The sequence below is a fragment of the Maribacter sp. ACAM166 genome (genome assembly GCF_005771495.1).
Taxonomy (GTDB): Bacteria; Bacteroidota; Bacteroidia; order Flavobacteriales; family Flavobacteriaceae; genus Maribacter.
Genome location: NZ_VAUW01000024.1, coordinates 21,331 through 36,823, shown reverse-complemented (window position 1 = coordinate 36,823; position 15,493 = coordinate 21,331). Strand labels below are relative to the sequence as shown.

The window sequence follows — 15,493 nt, the reverse complement described above, 5'->3', positions numbered from 1 at the left end:
AAAAACGGGATATGAGTAAGGATACATTATTAGCGCCTTATGGGCAAAGAAAGGAAGGTAAAACGAAGCTGAATGTTACGTTTGATGACCTTGACAAAGCAGATACTTTTACAGTACATACTAAAGAACTGGTTAAAAGAAGTGAAGCTACACCACATTATGATATTTTAAAAAAGCTGATTGAACAGTTTGAGCGGCTTGACTTTAAATTACTTGCATTTCCTGAGGCTAAGCAACTAATGAAGGAACTGGAAAAGGCAGGGAAAGGAAGCGAAAAGGCACAGGATATCCAAAAGCAGTTGGATAAATTAAAATTGAATGTTAAGCATTATTTAGTTCTATCAATTGAGAACGCTTTGAATTTTGCCGAAAAAAATCGTTGGGGCTTATGTAAAAACCACGATTTTATTTATCTGTACAATGGTACGTTTTGGGCTGACATTGATAAGGAAACTTTTCAAAAATTTTTAGGCGAGGGAGCAGAGAAAATGGGTGTTACCAAATTTTCTGCAAGATTTTACCAATTCAGGGAACAGCTTTTTAAACAATTCCTTGCAACGGCATATTTACCAACACCCGAAAGTGATAAGGATACTGTATTGATTAACCTGCTAAATGGGACGTTTGAAATAAGCCCACAGGGAACAAACCTAAGACCGTTCGATAGCTCCGACTTCATTACATATCAATTGCCGTTTGAATATAACCCTAATGCGACGGCTCCCCTATTTGAATCATATTTAAATAAAGTATTGCCCGATAAAGAACGCCAAAAGGTATTGGCTGAATATCTAGGCTTTGTTTTTATTAAACATGGTAGTAACGCATTAAAAGAGGAGAAAGCTTTAATACTATACGGTACTGGTGCGAATGGTAAGTCCGTTTTCTTCGAGGTGGTAAGTGCTTTGTTGGGAAATGACAATATAAGCAGCTATTCATTGCAAAGCCTTACAAATGACAACGGATATTTTAGGGCGAAGTTGGCTAATAAACTGGTAAACTACGCAAGCGAAATAAATGGCAAATTGGAAGCGTCAATATTTAAACAGTTAGTTTCAGGCGAACCCGTTGAAGCCCGTTTGCCTTATGGGCAGCCATTCATTTTAAAGCAATATGCAAAACTAATTTTTAACTGCAATGAACTACCTAAGGATGTTGAGCATACAACGGCATATTTCAGGAGGTTTTTAATAATTCCCTTTGACGTTACCATACCACCAGAGGAACAGGATAAAAATTTACACACCAAAATAATTGAAAACGAACTTTCAGGAGTATTCAATTGGGTACTGGATGGCCTTAATAGATTATTGGAACAAAGGCGTTTTTCAGATTGCAAAGCGGCACAAGAAGCCATTGAGCAATATAAAACAGAAAGCAACAGCGTACAGATGTTTTTGAATGAAAACGACTATGAGAAAAGCCCAGACGAACATGAGTTAATTAAAGACTTATACGCTGAATATAAAGCCTTTTGTATAGAGGATGGGATGACACCTTTTAAAAAGTCAAATTTCATAAAACAGCTACAAGGATTAGGTTTTGTTGTAGATAGGATTTCTCGAAACCAATTAGCGGCATATATCAAGCCCGTTCAATAAGACTTAACGTAAAAAAAATGTTTTTTAAATGAGTAACATTAATAACAATAGTAACACATACCGCTATAAATTAGAAAGGGGCAGCAAAAAGCATAATTGCCCAAACTGCGACAAAAAAACGTTCGTTGCTTATATCGACATTGAAACGGGAGAACCTTTACCAAAGGAATACGGACGTTGTGACCGTGAAAATAAATGTGCCTATAAATTGAATCCATACCTAAATGAATATGCCAAAATGATTTGGGAGCAGGAACAAAATGTTACTGGTGTTACTAATGTTACCCTCCCAGAACAAAAATATTTTATCTCTCAATCCAAGCCTGAACCAGTATTTTTTGACTTTGGAACTTTCAAACAAACACTATTAAGTGAACGCTATGAAAACAATATGTTTATCCAAAACCTATTCCATATGGTTAAATTTCCGTTTGAAGTTGATGACGTTACAAAGGTTATACAGCTGTACCGATTGGGTACGGTTGCAAATGGTTACAGAGCAGGGGCAACTACTTTTCCTTTTATTGATATAAACGACAATGTAAGGGCAATACAAGTAAAGGAATTTGACGAACAGAACCACACCACGGGAACGGATTTTTTACACTCGATAATCGAGAAACACCACAGCCGAAAAAACGAGCCGTTGCCTGCATGGCTGGAAGCTTACACAAAGCAGGATAAAAGGGTTTCCTGCCTGTTTGGGGGGCACTTACTAAACAAGTACCCAAATAACCCCGTTGCGTTGGTAGAAGCCCCTAAAACGGCTATTTATAGCACTTTGTATTTTGGATTGCCCGAAACGCCTGAAAGCCTTATTTGGTTGGCGGTATATAATAAAAGTAGTTTCTCATTTGATAAGCTGAAAGTATTGCAAGGACGTTTTGTGTATGTATTTCCAGACCTTTCAAAAGATGGCAACACCTTCAAAGAATGGGAAACAAAAGCAAAAAATTATGAAAGTAGACTACCTAAAACAAGGTTTATTTTTTCGGACCTATTGGAAAGGTTAGCACCTGAAAATGACAAAATAGAAGGTAGCGACCTTGCGGACTATCTTATAAAACAAGATTGGCGACTATTCAGGGAACAACGGGAAAAACCGATTTACAAAGAACCCGAAAGTGTTACTAATGTTACTAATGTTATCCCTGAACAAAACATTTTATTTTTAGATGATGAGCCTTTTGACGTTTTTGTAAGCGAGCAATTTGACCCGTTCACAGAGGAGCAGCCCCAAGATTGGAACGCTGATATTCTAAACCTTGAAAACTACTTTGAATCGATTGAAATACCTAGCGACCAAATTAAACTGGGCTTTGGTACGGTTAGGGATTGCTCCGCATTTGTTCAAAGTCATTTTGACACCGTGAAAGCCAACAACGGCAACAATGTTTATTTACCATACCTGAACAGGTTACAGGAATTTAAAGACAGGTTAACAAATTCAATTTTGGCAAGTGCATAATTGAAAAAAAATCAAAATTAATCAAATATGAGAGGAGGTAAAAGAGAAAATTCAGGCAGACCTAAAGGTAGCAGCAATAAGGACTTAAAAACGCTTAGAACACGAATAGAGAGCCTTTTAGATGAGCAATGGGATAACGTAATAAACGATTTTGAGGAGTTATCTGCCAAAGAAAGAATTGATACTATTATAAAGCTACTGGAGTACGCTTTGCCTAAATTAAATAGAACCGAGATAGAAAGTATTACCAGTATAGAGGATTTTGTCGAAATGACGCCGCAAGAAAGACAGGAGCGAATAAGGGTGCTACAGAATAAACTAAATAACAATTAAATATGGATAGCAAGAAAGAATTAGATGTGTTGCAGGAAATAGAGAATGCCACAAAATACCAAATAAAAGAGGTTGAACTAGAAGATGTTGTACTTAGAACCTTCGATGAATTGGAAGAATATATTTTAAAGAACAAACTAGAAGGTAGAGAAATGGATAATCTTATACAAGATGCCACAGGTGCTTTCACAGATAGTAGTATCGGAGTAATAGAAACATTGAAAAAAGTTAAGGAGTTTATGGAACAATGGCAAATAAAGGATGGATTAGAAATTCCTTTGTTTATTGATTAAGAGTAATTACAAAAAGTAAATTTTAATAAATATCTTATGAGTAAAAATGTAAAAACACAAATTGGTTTTGATGCTGATGGATACAAAAAGTATCTAACAAAAGATGAGGAAGTATTCAATACTTACAGCGAATTGACCAAACTGACCACTAAGGCAATCGGGGACTTCAAAATGATAACAGACCAAGCTGATTTTTTAGAAAGTCCTTTTGATTATACGCTTGAAATATTTTGGGATAAATATTGCCAGAATGAGCCCCAACACCTAGATAGGGAACTTGTTTTTAAAACTAAAACAAATATAAGCAGAGAGCAATTTAACGCCCTAGAAAGCAGTATAAAGGCTACTATTAGGCAAATGGTCGTGTACGCTCCCAAAGTATCTAAAACAGGGCTTAAATCGACTATAAACAAAGATGATTTTAATATCTACCTGAACGAGAATAAAAAAGAAGAGTACGACCTAGTCACAAAATTCATGGATACAGCTATTGAGCTACACTCAAAATTTAACGCCACTATGATAGCCCATGTTGTAAGATATCACCAAGGGATTTTATTGGAGGGATTGAACCCAGTTATCAACGTACAATACTTCAAGGCATGAAAAAGATAAAGGTAGAGGATAGTGTTATTGATTACACCTACTTAACGGACGTACAGTTGCACGAACAATTAAGGGTACAAAATGTAAGGTTGAACCATACAAGCGTTAATAGTTTTAATCTTAGCGAGTCTGATATACTGCACAACATTTTTCTAAACCTTAAATATATAAATACAGAATTGAAAAAAAGACGTTTTAATAGAACATAGCAGGAAAGTTATACCGTTCTTTCTTGTTTAGCCCTCCATAGTTTTAACCGTTCTTTGGAGGGTTTCTTTATTTAATTACCTTAGTAAAAAGATGAAACAAGAAATTAACGATTAATTTATAAAGTATGTTTGACCAAATTAAAATTATCCTGATTACAACACTTCTTATGACATCTAGCCTTTCTGCTCAAGACTACTTTAAACTTAATGAAGAGGTTCAAATAATCCCTGATGGAAATCCGATAATATATTCAGATGCCAACTCCTACACTAAAGCTGAATGTCGGATTAACTATAAACAAGAAATAACACTTTTAGGATTTAAGAATGACCGTTGGTATTTTGAAACTGAAAACTGCAAGGGTTTTATCAGAGATATGCATATTGCTCAAAAACAGAAGGTAAAAGAGCAAAAAGACCTAGTATTATTGCAACAAAATGAACAGGAATTAGTAGCTGAAAAAGAAAAAGAAAAGGAGAAAGAGATTCAAAGAATTAAGGAGAAGAGTGAGTGCCAATATGTAACCAATGAAATAGATAAATTTGATAATATTCAGAAAAGGCTAACCAAAAGTTATCTTATATCTACAGAATTAGATGATCTAAGGATTGCCCTCGGAAACTACGACGGAAAAAAAATATTTAGTATAGGATCTATTCACGATTTAGGTTGTACTAGTCCACTAAGCAATGATGTTTCTTTTGCTAAAATTAAATTGGAAAACGGTGAAATTGTAATTATACGCCATAATGGAGATCTCGATTGTGGAAGCTTTGGACTCGACGGTGTAATAAGTTCTAGCAATTACAACAAACTAATTAGTTCTCCAATTCAGTTAATTAGATTACAAGGAACGGACGGCTATCATGATTATGATTACTTTACATATAAAGAGGTTTTGGTAGATAAATTGAAATGCATTAATTAATGAAAATTCTAATTTAGCCTTGAAGGATATTAAGGAAAGACAGATTACTAACGCGATTTATTGTTAAGAGGGTATAAAGTGGAACTGGAAGGATTAATTGTATCAATGCATCGTGCGCCAGCTAAAAAACAAAAACCAGAAATTATGATTAAACAAACTACTAATTTATTTATCGGAATTGCAATTGTAGCATTCGGACTGACTTCCTGCCAATCAGATAAAGAGCCAACTCAACAAGATATTGTAAAAAAGAATGTTGAAGAATATCTAAAACCAAAAATGAACGACCCAGAAAGTTACGAATTTGTGGAATTAAAACTAACAGATTCTGTGCTATACAGCGATAATGTTAAGTATCGTAAAGAATATTTCGAGAAAGATTTAAAATTTGAAAAAGGCGAACTTAAAAGACAAGAAAAATATAAAAATGAATTTCCTTCAATGTACAGCGAAGAAAAAATTTCTAAACTGAATGCTGAAATCGAAAAGATTGAGAAAATATTATCAGAAATAGACAGGCTTTCGACAGAATTAGGAGACAAAGCCAACAATCCTGCATCTTATACATATTATTACAGTTTACGTGGCAATAACAAATTAGGAGCAAAAGTTTTGAGTGAATATATACTTCAAACAAGTCCTGCACCTGATTTTAAGGTTTTAAATCTTGCGGACAATAAAGATCAGATTCTTTTAAATCCAAATGAATTCCCTGGTTACCGAGAAATGATAAAAACTATGCTTGGATATTAATTTGAATGAAAAAAGCCAGCAAATAACATTGCTATAGTAACGTTCCTGTTAAATATGTGTCAAAACACTTAAAAATATCCTGCTAATCCACCCTTTTAAGAAATAAAAAAATAGTTATTAACCATCAAATTAAGGGGTAAAAAACATAACTTCGTCGTATACAGAAATAAAAAAACCCGTAAACATTGACGTTACGGGGTTTTTTGTGGTCCCACCTGGACTCGAACCAGGGACCACCTGATTATGAGTCAATCCGATTATGGTTTTATATGATTTATTATTTATACAAAGGTCTGTATTACAGGGTTTTTACTTATATTTAAAACCATATTAAACCACTTGAAACCAAAAAAAGCACGCTGAAAGCACGCTGAAAAAAAGTTCTCAATAATCCCGATTCACTATGGCAACAATTAAGATAACCTTCGACAAACGCTCGTCTAACACAATTATAGGAAATAAGTATATGCTAGTTCTTCGTATTAGTCACAATAGAAAAACACGCTATATTTCTCTTAATTTACATTTAAAGGAAAATCAATTTAACCCTACTACTGGAAATATTACAGGGATTATAAACTCTGTGAGGCACACAAAACGTATACGAAAAATCTATTCGGAAGTTGATTTATGGCTTGCAGAACATGAGGGGGAGATTAAGCATTGGGATATGAATAAACTGAAACAAGAAATTGAACAGCTATATTTTAATAAATCCCCATCACGAACCATCCTTAATCATGGAGCTAAATATTTAAATCGCCTGAGAATGGAAGGTAGATTTTCTACAGCCAGTTCTTATGAAGATGCTTTAAAGTCATTAATAAAATACAGAAGGTATTTAAAAGGTATGGAAGACCTCAAAATAAAAACGCTGTATGAAATCATTGAAGATAAATTGATTCCATTGGAGGAATTTAAAAATCTTGATATGGAAATCAAAGCCATTGACTATGGTTTCTCAAAGGATTTTAAAGCCTATTTGATTAACCGCTATGCCTCAAAAAACACTCCTGCTATCTTTCTCCGCAGCCTACAGGCCATAATGAACGACGCCGGAAAAACTTTTGTGGATTTGAAAGAGCATAAGCCCTTATCCAATATTAAAAAGAAAAGCCATGCGAATGCCCCTGCTCCTATCGATTTGGAGGATATCCATAAAATTCGAACCTTAGAATTAGTACCGCATACACCTATTTGGGACAATCGTAATTATCTGCTTTTTATGTTCAACAATATGGGAATGAATTTCTTTGATATGGCTGTTTTAAAACGATTTCAATTTACAGAAAACCGCATCAAATATTTTCGCAAGAAAACACATTACGAAGGCGATTATTTCAGCGTTCTCCAAAACGAGGAATCTTTGGAAATCGTTAATCATTATTTGAACGGACAAGACGATAATGACTATCTCTTTCCAATTATCCCTAAAGAAACATCCCCTGAAAGGTTGTTTAAGGTAAATAAGGGTAAGGTTCAAATATTCAATAAGTATGCTAAACGTATTGCGGCCTTAGCAGTAATCGACAAAAAAATCACTACCTACACCCTTAGAGATACTTGGACAAATATTGGTTTGGATATGGGTATAGATATTCGAAAAATATCCTCGGGGCTTGGACATTCAAGTGTTCAGGTTACGGAAAAACATTATGGCAAAAGTGTTTCAGAGAAAATACTCGATGAGATTAATGCTAAGATTACTAACGCCAAACATTAAAAAGCCACAGCTTTTAGAAGAAGTGGAAGCATTAGCGTTTTATCAGAGCCCACAATTTTCTTTCTTCTCCCTAACCACAGAAAAACGCGCGCTAGTGCGCAGAATTCCATGAGCAAAGCATTTCGTTATATTCTACATCGAAAACCCCCTGCTCTTGTATTTTGAATAGTCCGTAAGTTCATCTTTAAAGCCGTTGAACGCTTCCTCCGATCTGGGGCGTTCACCTCCCAGTAGATTGCCCAATGCATAGATGCCTTTCCGTAGGATATGCGCCTGCTTCCTGTCCAATTGTATTTTGGCGACGCTTTCCAATGCTTCCCTCAGTCCGTTGTCCATATGGTGCTCCAGTATTTCCAGTGGCAGATTTGGCCTGATCCCGTCCAATATAAAAAGATACGCCGCTTTCTTGTATTGGCCACGCTCTACCAAATATGTTGACCAAAGGTTTTTTAGGCTGTCCCGTCCTTTGGATACTATATCCTCCAAGATTATAGTTTGATTTTCCAAAGTCTTGTTAAGGTCTTTAGATGATTCCAGATAGGTCTGCATTTTTGGTGCAAGCGGAACGCTTACCGGAGACTTTGGATATATCGAACGGATATATATCCGCTCCTCCTTCCTTTCAAAATAGAAGCCCTTGGCATTGAAAAACTCGATATGATCAGAAGGGGATTTCTCGAAGGATACCTGCATGCTTTGGCCATATTTATAATAGGTTTTGAGGCTTAGCCGGTCAAACTGTTGTCGGTATTTCGGAACCATGGCATCGTAGACCCTCGGGAACATCAACGGTAGGAATATCGCCGTAGGACCTAGATCCATTTCCTTTTCGGACCTGTCGTTCAACAGTCCGTCCAAAACTTTCCCATTTTCCCTGATAAAACTTCGGGAGGCATAAAAATCAATCTGATTCGGTAACGGTATGTTACCAAAATCCAGTTTTATTTTATGTCGATTAGAATGCGTGTAGCTTAGCGTACCGTTTTCATATTCGGTGCCGATACTCCCAAGAAGTTCATAAAGTACCTCCTTTTGTTTCGGGGTGTCGAACAGTCCTTTTCGGATGGAATCCTTTAGTAGTTCCGCCTTTTTATGTAGTTCTTGTTCCTCCTTTATCGTTTCGGTGGCATAAAGCTTGTTCTTTACAATGTCGATTCGATTTTTTATCAGCTTGCCCAGTTTATGGTTGTCCATGTTCAGGTATTTGCTAATAAACAGAAAACGTTCCGATCTGGCCATTTCGGCCACGACTTCAGTTATCGATATCCTATCGATATGTTCCGAGAAAAGGATGTTGCTCCTTGAATTCTGATAACCGCTTTGATATGCTTCCCTGATGCACCTTTGGAGTTCCAGTTCCAGCTGTTCGCTTTCCGCATACATCTGGGTATGTTCGCTATCGAACAGTTCCGTGTTTTGTCGTATACCGATATTGGTCGCTATTTCTTCACTATGGAGAACATGACCGGATTTGTCATAGATGATAAAATCCATGGCTTTTCCGTTTTCGTCAAAATCGATCCTGCAATCCAGTTTTTGATAGGCCTTCAGGATATCGGGTAGGTGTTCGGGGTTTATGGTCCTGAAAAGTCCATAGGTGGTCAGAAGTTGCTTTTCAAGCCGCTTCTTTACCATCGGCAACAGCGTTGATTTCTTGTTCGCCTCAAATACCTTTTGCAGTTTTGGGCCGCTCAACTGCGGGTGTACGGTATAGCCGTTGATGAACCTTGAACGATAACCGTCCTTTACGGAGATACCGTAGGCTACGCCTATTCTTCCATTATAGTTCACGGTCCTTACCTCGATGTGATGTGGCTCTAATAGTCTGGACAGTTCATTAAAACTGCGCACCTTGTATTTTTGAAGGGTGTTGTTCACGATGTCCTGTATGTAGAACTTGACCCCGTTGCTATCCTCATTTCGGAAATGGGGCATGTCGTAGACAGGCAGTTCCTTGGTCTGTTTTGTATCTGGGGATGGGGAAAGTCCAAATTCCTTTTCTAGGTGTTTCTGGGTCGCAATGCTCCTTCTGATATCATTGGAGAGGTTTATCTGCAAGCAGTCCTCCTTTATGGTGGTGGAAACGATATGGATATGCTCGTGCTTCGTGTCGTTATGGCGCACCACGATAAACGGCTGTTCGCCGTAGCCCATGTGTTCCATATAATTTTTGGCAAGTTCAAAAAAGTCGGTGTCGTTCAAATGCTCGCCACGGGGCAGATTAAGCGAGGCGTGCAGATATCGCTTTTCGGTATCGTGCCTGTTGCCAAGATAATGGAGCACCCTCCCGAAAAACTGTGTGTCGGTGTCCGTATCGGAATAGGTGTTCTGAAAACCGAGTATGGTACTTTCCGTTTTGCCCAATACATAGTTCAGGACTCCCTGTACATTTTTTCGATAAAGTACCCTTGCTATCATCTTACCGTTGGTTGTTGATTTTTTCTATGAGTTCGTGCATCAGTCTGTTGGACTTTTCTATCTCCCGTTCGAGGTTCGAGTTCGGGCTGCGCATGTTCTTGAAGTTGGCCACCTTGACCAGTTGGTTGATGTTGTTCCCTATCCTGTTCATCTGGTAACTGAGGTTGGAAAGTCCATCGGGAATCCGTTTCTCCTTTATCGTCTCCCCGTTCAATATGAGCTTTCTTAGGAATGGGCCGACGGTTCCCCTTTTTCCAATATCAAGATTATACGACCGCAGGATGCCCTTCACTTTTTCCAGTTCCGCGCCATTGAACCTGAGCGTTATGGCGTGCTCCCTTTTTCTGTCCCCAAGGCGTTTCCTGCCTCCTTTGCTATTGGCCATTTTCAGTTCGATTTTTATCCGTTTTCACTTCGCAGAAGTAGGCGTTTTGCGGTGCGCAAAACATTACTTGCCATCCACCTTCGTGGATAAATATAATATATAGTTATTGATTATAACAACTTAACAATCAGTATTTTATGACATAAAACCATATCGGTACATATCAGATTATATGAGACCAGACCGATAACATATATGGTCTTGTTTGGTGTTTGGGGAACATAGAAAAAACAAAAAATTTGTGGTCAGGGAGAGAAAAGAGCAAGGGTTTTTCCCCATTGTTCTTTTGTGCGGCCCCGAGGGTGTCGTGCAGAACTGGAACGGAAAGGCCTCCCGTGCGGACCGGCGTAGCGTGTCCGGTGGGGAGGATTGGAGCGGAAGGATTGTGCGACTTCCGCAGGGGCTTGGGGAATACATATCATGGAAAATTAGCTGCTCAATACAAAATTGGCATTGATACTTTATTTAGAGATAGCCCCAATTTTTAAGGTTTACAGTAGAGTAAAATAAGTTAAACGGCTAATTCTTTTTATCAAAATGATAAAGGAGTATCTGGTACATAGGAACAAGATCGGAAAAGTTGATTTAGCTAATGGGGTATCACATTTTGTGATACCCCTGGTTTTTATGCTGGAAAATATTTAACAATTTGTAGTTTACACTGGAATATATTTTACTAATAAATTAATATCAGTGTTTTATTAGAAAATTATTAGACATTGATATACTGGAAAATATTTTACTGAAACTTAATCATAGTGGAAAATATTTTGCAATTTTACATTTAAACCGATTATAATGGAAAAACATACGCCTTTACACCTGCAAGAAATTATTTATGGTTCTCCAGACTCGGTCATTTCGCGTAGGATATCGAAATGGGAAGATGATGGTATCGTTCGCAAAATTGCTTCAAGGATCTATACCTCGAACCTCGAAGATACTCCTGAGGATATCATTCGACGAAATATATTCCCAATTCTTGGAAATCTATATCCAGGTGCCATTTTAAGCCATCGCTCGGCATTTGAGTTCGCTCCTACAGTTAGTGGCCAAATCTTCGTGACCTATAAATACACTAAAAAGGTAAAACTTCCGGGAATTGTAATACGCTTTTTAGAAGGTCCGAAAGCAATCAAGGGAGATACTTCTTTTTCCGGAGCATTGATGGTATCGCAAAGGGAGCGTGCTTTGCTTGAAAACCTTCAAGTATCAAGACAAACAGGTGGCGATTCAAAAACACTTGCCTTTCCACAAATCGAGGAGAAATTGGAAAAAATCGTTCGTGTTAATGGAGAAGAGGAACTCAATCAGGTTCGTGATCGTGCTAGGGAGATTTCTAAAGAATTGGGATTGGAGACAGCGTTCGAAAAGCTCAATAGGGTTATAAGTGCCTTATTGACCACAAGACCGGCAAAAGAATTGAAATCATCCTTGGCTAAAGCACGTGCAATCGGTAATCCTTTCGACCCAACACGTGTACAGCTATTCGAACTACTTTTTAGGGAACTGAAACAACAAGAGTTCAAATACCGCAAAGAACAGAATACGACAACAGAGGCATATCGAAATTTTGCGTTCTATGAAAGTTACTTTTCCAACTACATAGAAGGTACCGTTTTTGAGATTGGTGAAGCGAAACAGGTAATTGCCACCCAACAACCCGTACCATCAAGAAATGAAGATTCACATGATGTTCTGGGCACCTACCAGTTAGTTTCCAACAAGCGCGAAATGAAAATTGTTCCATACTCCGGGGAGAATTTTATTGAAATCCTTAAATACCGTCACGCTATATTACTCAGCGCCCGTACCGACAAAAAACCTGGAAAGTTCAAGGACAAGAATAATCAGGCCGGGGATACATCCTTTGTCGATATGGAGCTTGTGCGAGGTACGTTGTTACAGAGTTTTGACTTTTACAAGACACTAACACATCCTTTTTCAAAGGCGGCCTATATGATGTTCGTCGTAAGCGAGGTACATCCTTTTTTAGATGGCAATGGGCGTATGGCACGTGTGATGATGAACGCCGAACTATCGACTGCACATCAGACCAAGATTATTGTTCCTACCGTGTACCGTGAAGACTATTTGGGAGGATTGAGAAGGTTGACAAGAAATAATGACCCAAAAGTCTATATAAGAATGTTGGAACGTGCCCATGCCTTTAGCCATACTATTTCAGGAAACGATATGGATGCAATGGAAGATGTTATTCGCGCAAGCAACTCCTTTAAGGAAAGTATTGAAGGGGTGTTAAAAATTGTAGAATAATAGACCAATAATATTTATTTTCGTGATGCAGGTCGCTAAGAGCTATAGTCAAGATTCATTTCGCTCCATAGACTATAAACTGATTGGTTAAGCTGTCTTATAGCTTCAACTGCTGCTGCTGCTTAAGTAAGCGAATTAATTCTTTGTTTAAATCCTAAAGTGTCAATAAATAGTAAAGAGAAGTAAAAATTTCTGTCCTCTTTCGGAAAAACAAAAATTTGTGGACAGGGAGAGGAAAGATCAAGCGGTTTTTTCGCCGCTTGGGCTTTTGCGCGGCACCAAGGGTGTCGTGCAAAACTGGAACGGAAAGACTTGTGCTTCGGACCGGCGAAGCGCGTACGCATGTGGAGGATTGGAGTGGAAGGTTTGCGCGACTTCCGCAGGAGCATGGGAATATAAAAGGGTGCAAAAATTAAATGCCAATTTCCCGTTGAACAATAATTGTTACTTAATATCTTTGTATAATCTACAAATCGGAACCCCAGACCAACAGAAATATTTTCAAAGCTTTGATAACCATAAACGATAAATTGTTCATCACAGAAGAAGTCAGTTCGGTCACGGTTGCATATGTTAAAAAAGTAGTGTTCCGTAAATTATTGATGGCCTTTTGTTTTGAATCGCAATCAAATAACGGAACAATTACCGACTTGTTTCAAAGTATGAATTTTTATGGTTTTAGCATGCCCTATGAAATTGGGCTTACCCTATCCGGATTCTTATGTCGATTCAAAAAAAATCTTGAAAAAGATGAGATTACCGCGTTATATTTTTGGGCATTAAACCAAAAATATATATCCTATTTGGAAGATTTCGAATATGATGAGACCCGTTCCAAAAAGGAATTCGATAGGGAATTTGGCAGGTCTTTGGCCTATAAAATCTACGAACCGAATGGTAGTGGTTTGGAACATGAGACTTATGGGGAACTCAAATTATTCTTATATGATTTTGCTAGTGAATTTGATTTATCGGTAGTAGATGAATGTACATCGGAACAAATATTGGAGGTTATTGATAGGTGCTGCTCAGCATCGAATAATGCCGTGCCGGTTTTCTAGTCAAAAATTATATCTCACAACAAACTCTTTACAAAAGGTGCAATTTGTAAAGAGTCGATTAAAAGTGGGCTACCAATTAATAGTTAGTTGAGAACTAAAGGACAATAGGGGAGTATAAAAAATGAACTAAGACCAAATATGACTTACCTCATAGCAAAGTAGCTGCGCCCTATCCGATTTTTGCTTAACGTTTATCTGCCGGAACAATACAAAAATTGATCAGGATCCACGCGCAAAGTTTTTGGGTAAGTATTCTATGGACTTTTCAAATAAAATACCATCAATTCAATAGCAACTGTAAAAAGGTTATTAACTTTATTTTTTTGAATCGGAGCCAAAAAGAAGTGCCACCCTATATAAATCTAATATTAAATGGAGCAAACAGCGGAAGCCATCTATGAAATAATCAAGGATTATCAATGTGATTATGGAGCTAGAAAATTTGAAATTACTATAGAGCATATTGTTATATGGGCAAATCAATTTGGAGAAGATGGTTCCTTTGTCTTAGAGGAACTATTACATTTTCTTCCTAATATATATATATCTAAGGAAAAAGCTAAAGACTTACTAAGAAATAGACTAACAGAAATAATGAAATTCTATAAGTATCCTAATATGAATGTGCTGGTGGAAAACACTCATTTTTTTGATATGCAAATAGCCAATAAAAGTCAGCCAGAATTATTAGAAATAATAGATGATATACTTCAAACGGAGCATATGATAAATTATAAGAATTTTGCTAATCGTCCTAAACGTAATTTTATTTATTTCGATGATATACTTGCAACGGGTGGAACTGTATTTAAAGATTTAAAAACTTGGTTATCTGAGAAAGAAGATGGTGTCAATGAAAATTACAAAGCGGTTTTGGCCAATACCAAAACAATAGCGGTTAGCTTTTTCTGCTATCACCAATTAGGGTTCGGAAATATGGAGTTTCGCCTTATGAAGGAATTCGACGATGCCATCAAAAAACGGCTCATAGTTGGACATGATTACATTATTGAAAACCAAGTGAAATGGCCAAAACAAAAGGCAAATTGTATCTACCCTGTTAAGGAACAATCTGGAGAAGCTTTAGAATATTTAGCTAAACTAGAAGAAGTACACGAAAAGGTTCCTGCATTTCGTCCATCAAATATGCCAAAAAAAGAGACTTTTTTTAGTAGTTCTGAAAATAGACTGAGAATTGAATCAATTTTTTTGAATAAAGGACTGGAAATTCTTAGTAAAGTTAAATCTGAAAACCCTGACAAAAGAAAAAGGCCTTTAGGAGATACTGTGAGGTCGCATAGAACCTTCGGGACTGGAACTTTGTTTTTTACCTGGCGTAATATTTCCAACACTTGTCCACTAGTATTTTGGTGGGACGTGCCAGGACACAATTGGACACCACTTTTTTGCGTTAAAAATAGAGGATTATAAACAAAT

14 protein-coding genes are annotated in these 15,493 nt (G+C 37.2%); 12 read left to right on the top strand and 2 right to left on the bottom strand.

The genetic code is table 11. The features are described from left to right. The first annotated feature begins 11 nt into the window (after positions 1-11). The 9 genes from ES765_RS14775 to ES765_RS14735 all read left to right on the top strand — a co-directional run bounded on the left by ES765_RS14775 (position 12) and on the right by ES765_RS14735 (position 7,915). Positions 12-1,601: a phage/plasmid primase, P4 family gene (locus tag ES765_RS14775; protein WP_138115087.1), complete on the top strand. Its 1,590-nt coding sequence runs from the start codon at positions 12-14 to the stop codon at positions 1,599-1,601. Between the two features lie 28 nt (positions 1,602-1,629). Further along, positions 1,630-3,069, top strand: coding sequence for a DUF6965 family protein (locus ES765_RS14770; protein ID WP_212744248.1), 1,440 nt, complete (start codon positions 1,630-1,632; stop codon positions 3,067-3,069). A 27-nt stretch (positions 3,070-3,096) separates the two neighbouring features. Continuing rightward, positions 3,097-3,402, top strand: coding sequence for a hypothetical protein (locus tag ES765_RS14765; RefSeq protein WP_138115086.1), 306 nt, complete (start codon positions 3,097-3,099; stop codon positions 3,400-3,402). Positions 3,403-3,404: 2 nt separating this feature from the next. Continuing rightward, positions 3,405-3,695: a hypothetical protein gene (locus ES765_RS14760; RefSeq protein ID WP_138115085.1), complete on the top strand. Its 291-nt coding sequence runs from the start codon at positions 3,405-3,407 to the stop codon at positions 3,693-3,695. Between the two features lie 36 nt (positions 3,696-3,731). After that, entirely contained in the window at positions 3,732-4,301 is a 570-nt protein-coding gene (locus tag ES765_RS14755) for a hypothetical protein (protein ID WP_138115084.1), read from the top strand. Beyond that, positions 4,298-4,510: a hypothetical protein gene (locus tag ES765_RS14750; protein WP_138115083.1), complete on the top strand. Its 213-nt coding sequence runs from the start codon at positions 4,298-4,300 to the stop codon at positions 4,508-4,510. The genes ES765_RS14755 and ES765_RS14750 overlap by 4 nt, the downstream gene beginning before the upstream one ends. Before the next feature lie 167 nt (positions 4,511-4,677). Continuing rightward, a complete protein-coding gene (locus ES765_RS14745) occupies positions 4,678-5,439 on the top strand; it encodes a hypothetical protein (protein WP_138115082.1) in 762 nt (253 codons plus the stop codon). Positions 5,440-5,517: 78 nt separating this feature from the next. Beyond that, complete coding sequence (locus ES765_RS14740) at positions 5,518-6,192, top strand: hypothetical protein (RefSeq protein ID WP_138115081.1); 675 nt, start codon at positions 5,518-5,520, stop codon at positions 6,190-6,192. A gap of 403 nt (positions 6,193-6,595) precedes the next feature. After that, positions 6,596-7,915, top strand: a complete 1,320-nt coding sequence (locus ES765_RS14735) for a tyrosine-type recombinase/integrase (protein WP_138115080.1) — start codon at positions 6,596-6,598, stop codon at positions 7,913-7,915. Positions 7,916-8,047: 132 nt separating this feature from the next. Here the strand turns inward: ES765_RS14735 and ES765_RS14730 are convergent, their stop codons facing one another. Further along, positions 8,048-10,333, bottom strand: coding sequence for a relaxase/mobilization nuclease domain-containing protein (locus ES765_RS14730; protein ID WP_138115079.1), 2,286 nt, complete (start codon positions 10,331-10,333; stop codon positions 8,048-8,050). Position 10,334: 1 nt separating this feature from the next. After that, a complete protein-coding gene (locus ES765_RS14725; RefSeq protein ID WP_138115078.1) occupies positions 10,335-10,718 on the bottom strand; it encodes a hypothetical protein in 384 nt (127 codons plus the stop codon). A 798-nt stretch (positions 10,719-11,516) separates the two neighbouring features. Between ES765_RS14725 and ES765_RS14720 the strand changes: the two genes are divergently transcribed. From ES765_RS14720 to ES765_RS14710, 3 genes are all read left to right on the top strand, one after another. Then, a complete protein-coding gene (locus tag ES765_RS14720) occupies positions 11,517-12,995 on the top strand; it encodes a Fic family protein (RefSeq protein WP_138115077.1) in 1,479 nt (492 codons plus the stop codon). Positions 12,996-13,504: 509 nt separating this feature from the next. Then, a complete protein-coding gene (locus ES765_RS14715) occupies positions 13,505-14,056 on the top strand; it encodes a hypothetical protein (protein ID WP_171017311.1) in 552 nt (183 codons plus the stop codon). Positions 14,057-14,428: 372 nt separating this feature from the next. After that, on the top strand, positions 14,429-15,487 hold the full coding sequence (locus ES765_RS14710; protein WP_138115075.1) for a hypothetical protein: 1,059 nt from the start codon (positions 14,429-14,431) through the stop codon (positions 15,485-15,487). Positions 15,488-15,493 lie beyond the last annotated feature (6 nt).

Bases quoted from the DNA above. Each gene is read 5' to 3' on its own strand.
- ES765_RS14775 (WP_138115087.1), top strand. From the start codon at position 12: ATGAGTAAGGATACATTATTAGCGCCTTATGGGCAAAGAAAGGAAGGT.
- ES765_RS14770 (WP_212744248.1), top strand. From the start codon at position 1,630: ATGAGTAACATTAATAACAATAGTAACACATACCGCTATAAATTAGAA.
- ES765_RS14765 (WP_138115086.1), top strand. From the start codon at position 3,097: ATGAGAGGAGGTAAAAGAGAAAATTCAGGCAGACCTAAAGGTAGCAGC.
- ES765_RS14760 (WP_138115085.1), top strand. From the start codon at position 3,405: ATGGATAGCAAGAAAGAATTAGATGTGTTGCAGGAAATAGAGAATGCC.
- ES765_RS14755 (WP_138115084.1), top strand. From the start codon at position 3,732: ATGAGTAAAAATGTAAAAACACAAATTGGTTTTGATGCTGATGGATAC.
- ES765_RS14750 (WP_138115083.1), top strand. From the start codon at position 4,298: ATGAAAAAGATAAAGGTAGAGGATAGTGTTATTGATTACACCTACTTA.
- ES765_RS14745 (WP_138115082.1), top strand. From the start codon at position 4,678: ATGACATCTAGCCTTTCTGCTCAAGACTACTTTAAACTTAATGAAGAG.
- ES765_RS14735 (WP_138115080.1), top strand. From the start codon at position 6,596: ATGGCAACAATTAAGATAACCTTCGACAAACGCTCGTCTAACACAATT.
- ES765_RS14730 (WP_138115079.1), bottom strand. From the start codon at position 10,333: ATGATAGCAAGGGTACTTTATCGAAAAAATGTACAGGGAGTCCTGAAC.
- ES765_RS14725 (WP_138115078.1), bottom strand. From the start codon at position 10,718: ATGGCCAATAGCAAAGGAGGCAGGAAACGCCTTGGGGACAGAAAAAGG.
- ES765_RS14720 (WP_138115077.1), top strand. From the start codon at position 11,517: ATGGAAAAACATACGCCTTTACACCTGCAAGAAATTATTTATGGTTCT.
- ES765_RS14710 (WP_138115075.1), top strand. From the start codon at position 14,429: ATGGAGCAAACAGCGGAAGCCATCTATGAAATAATCAAGGATTATCAA.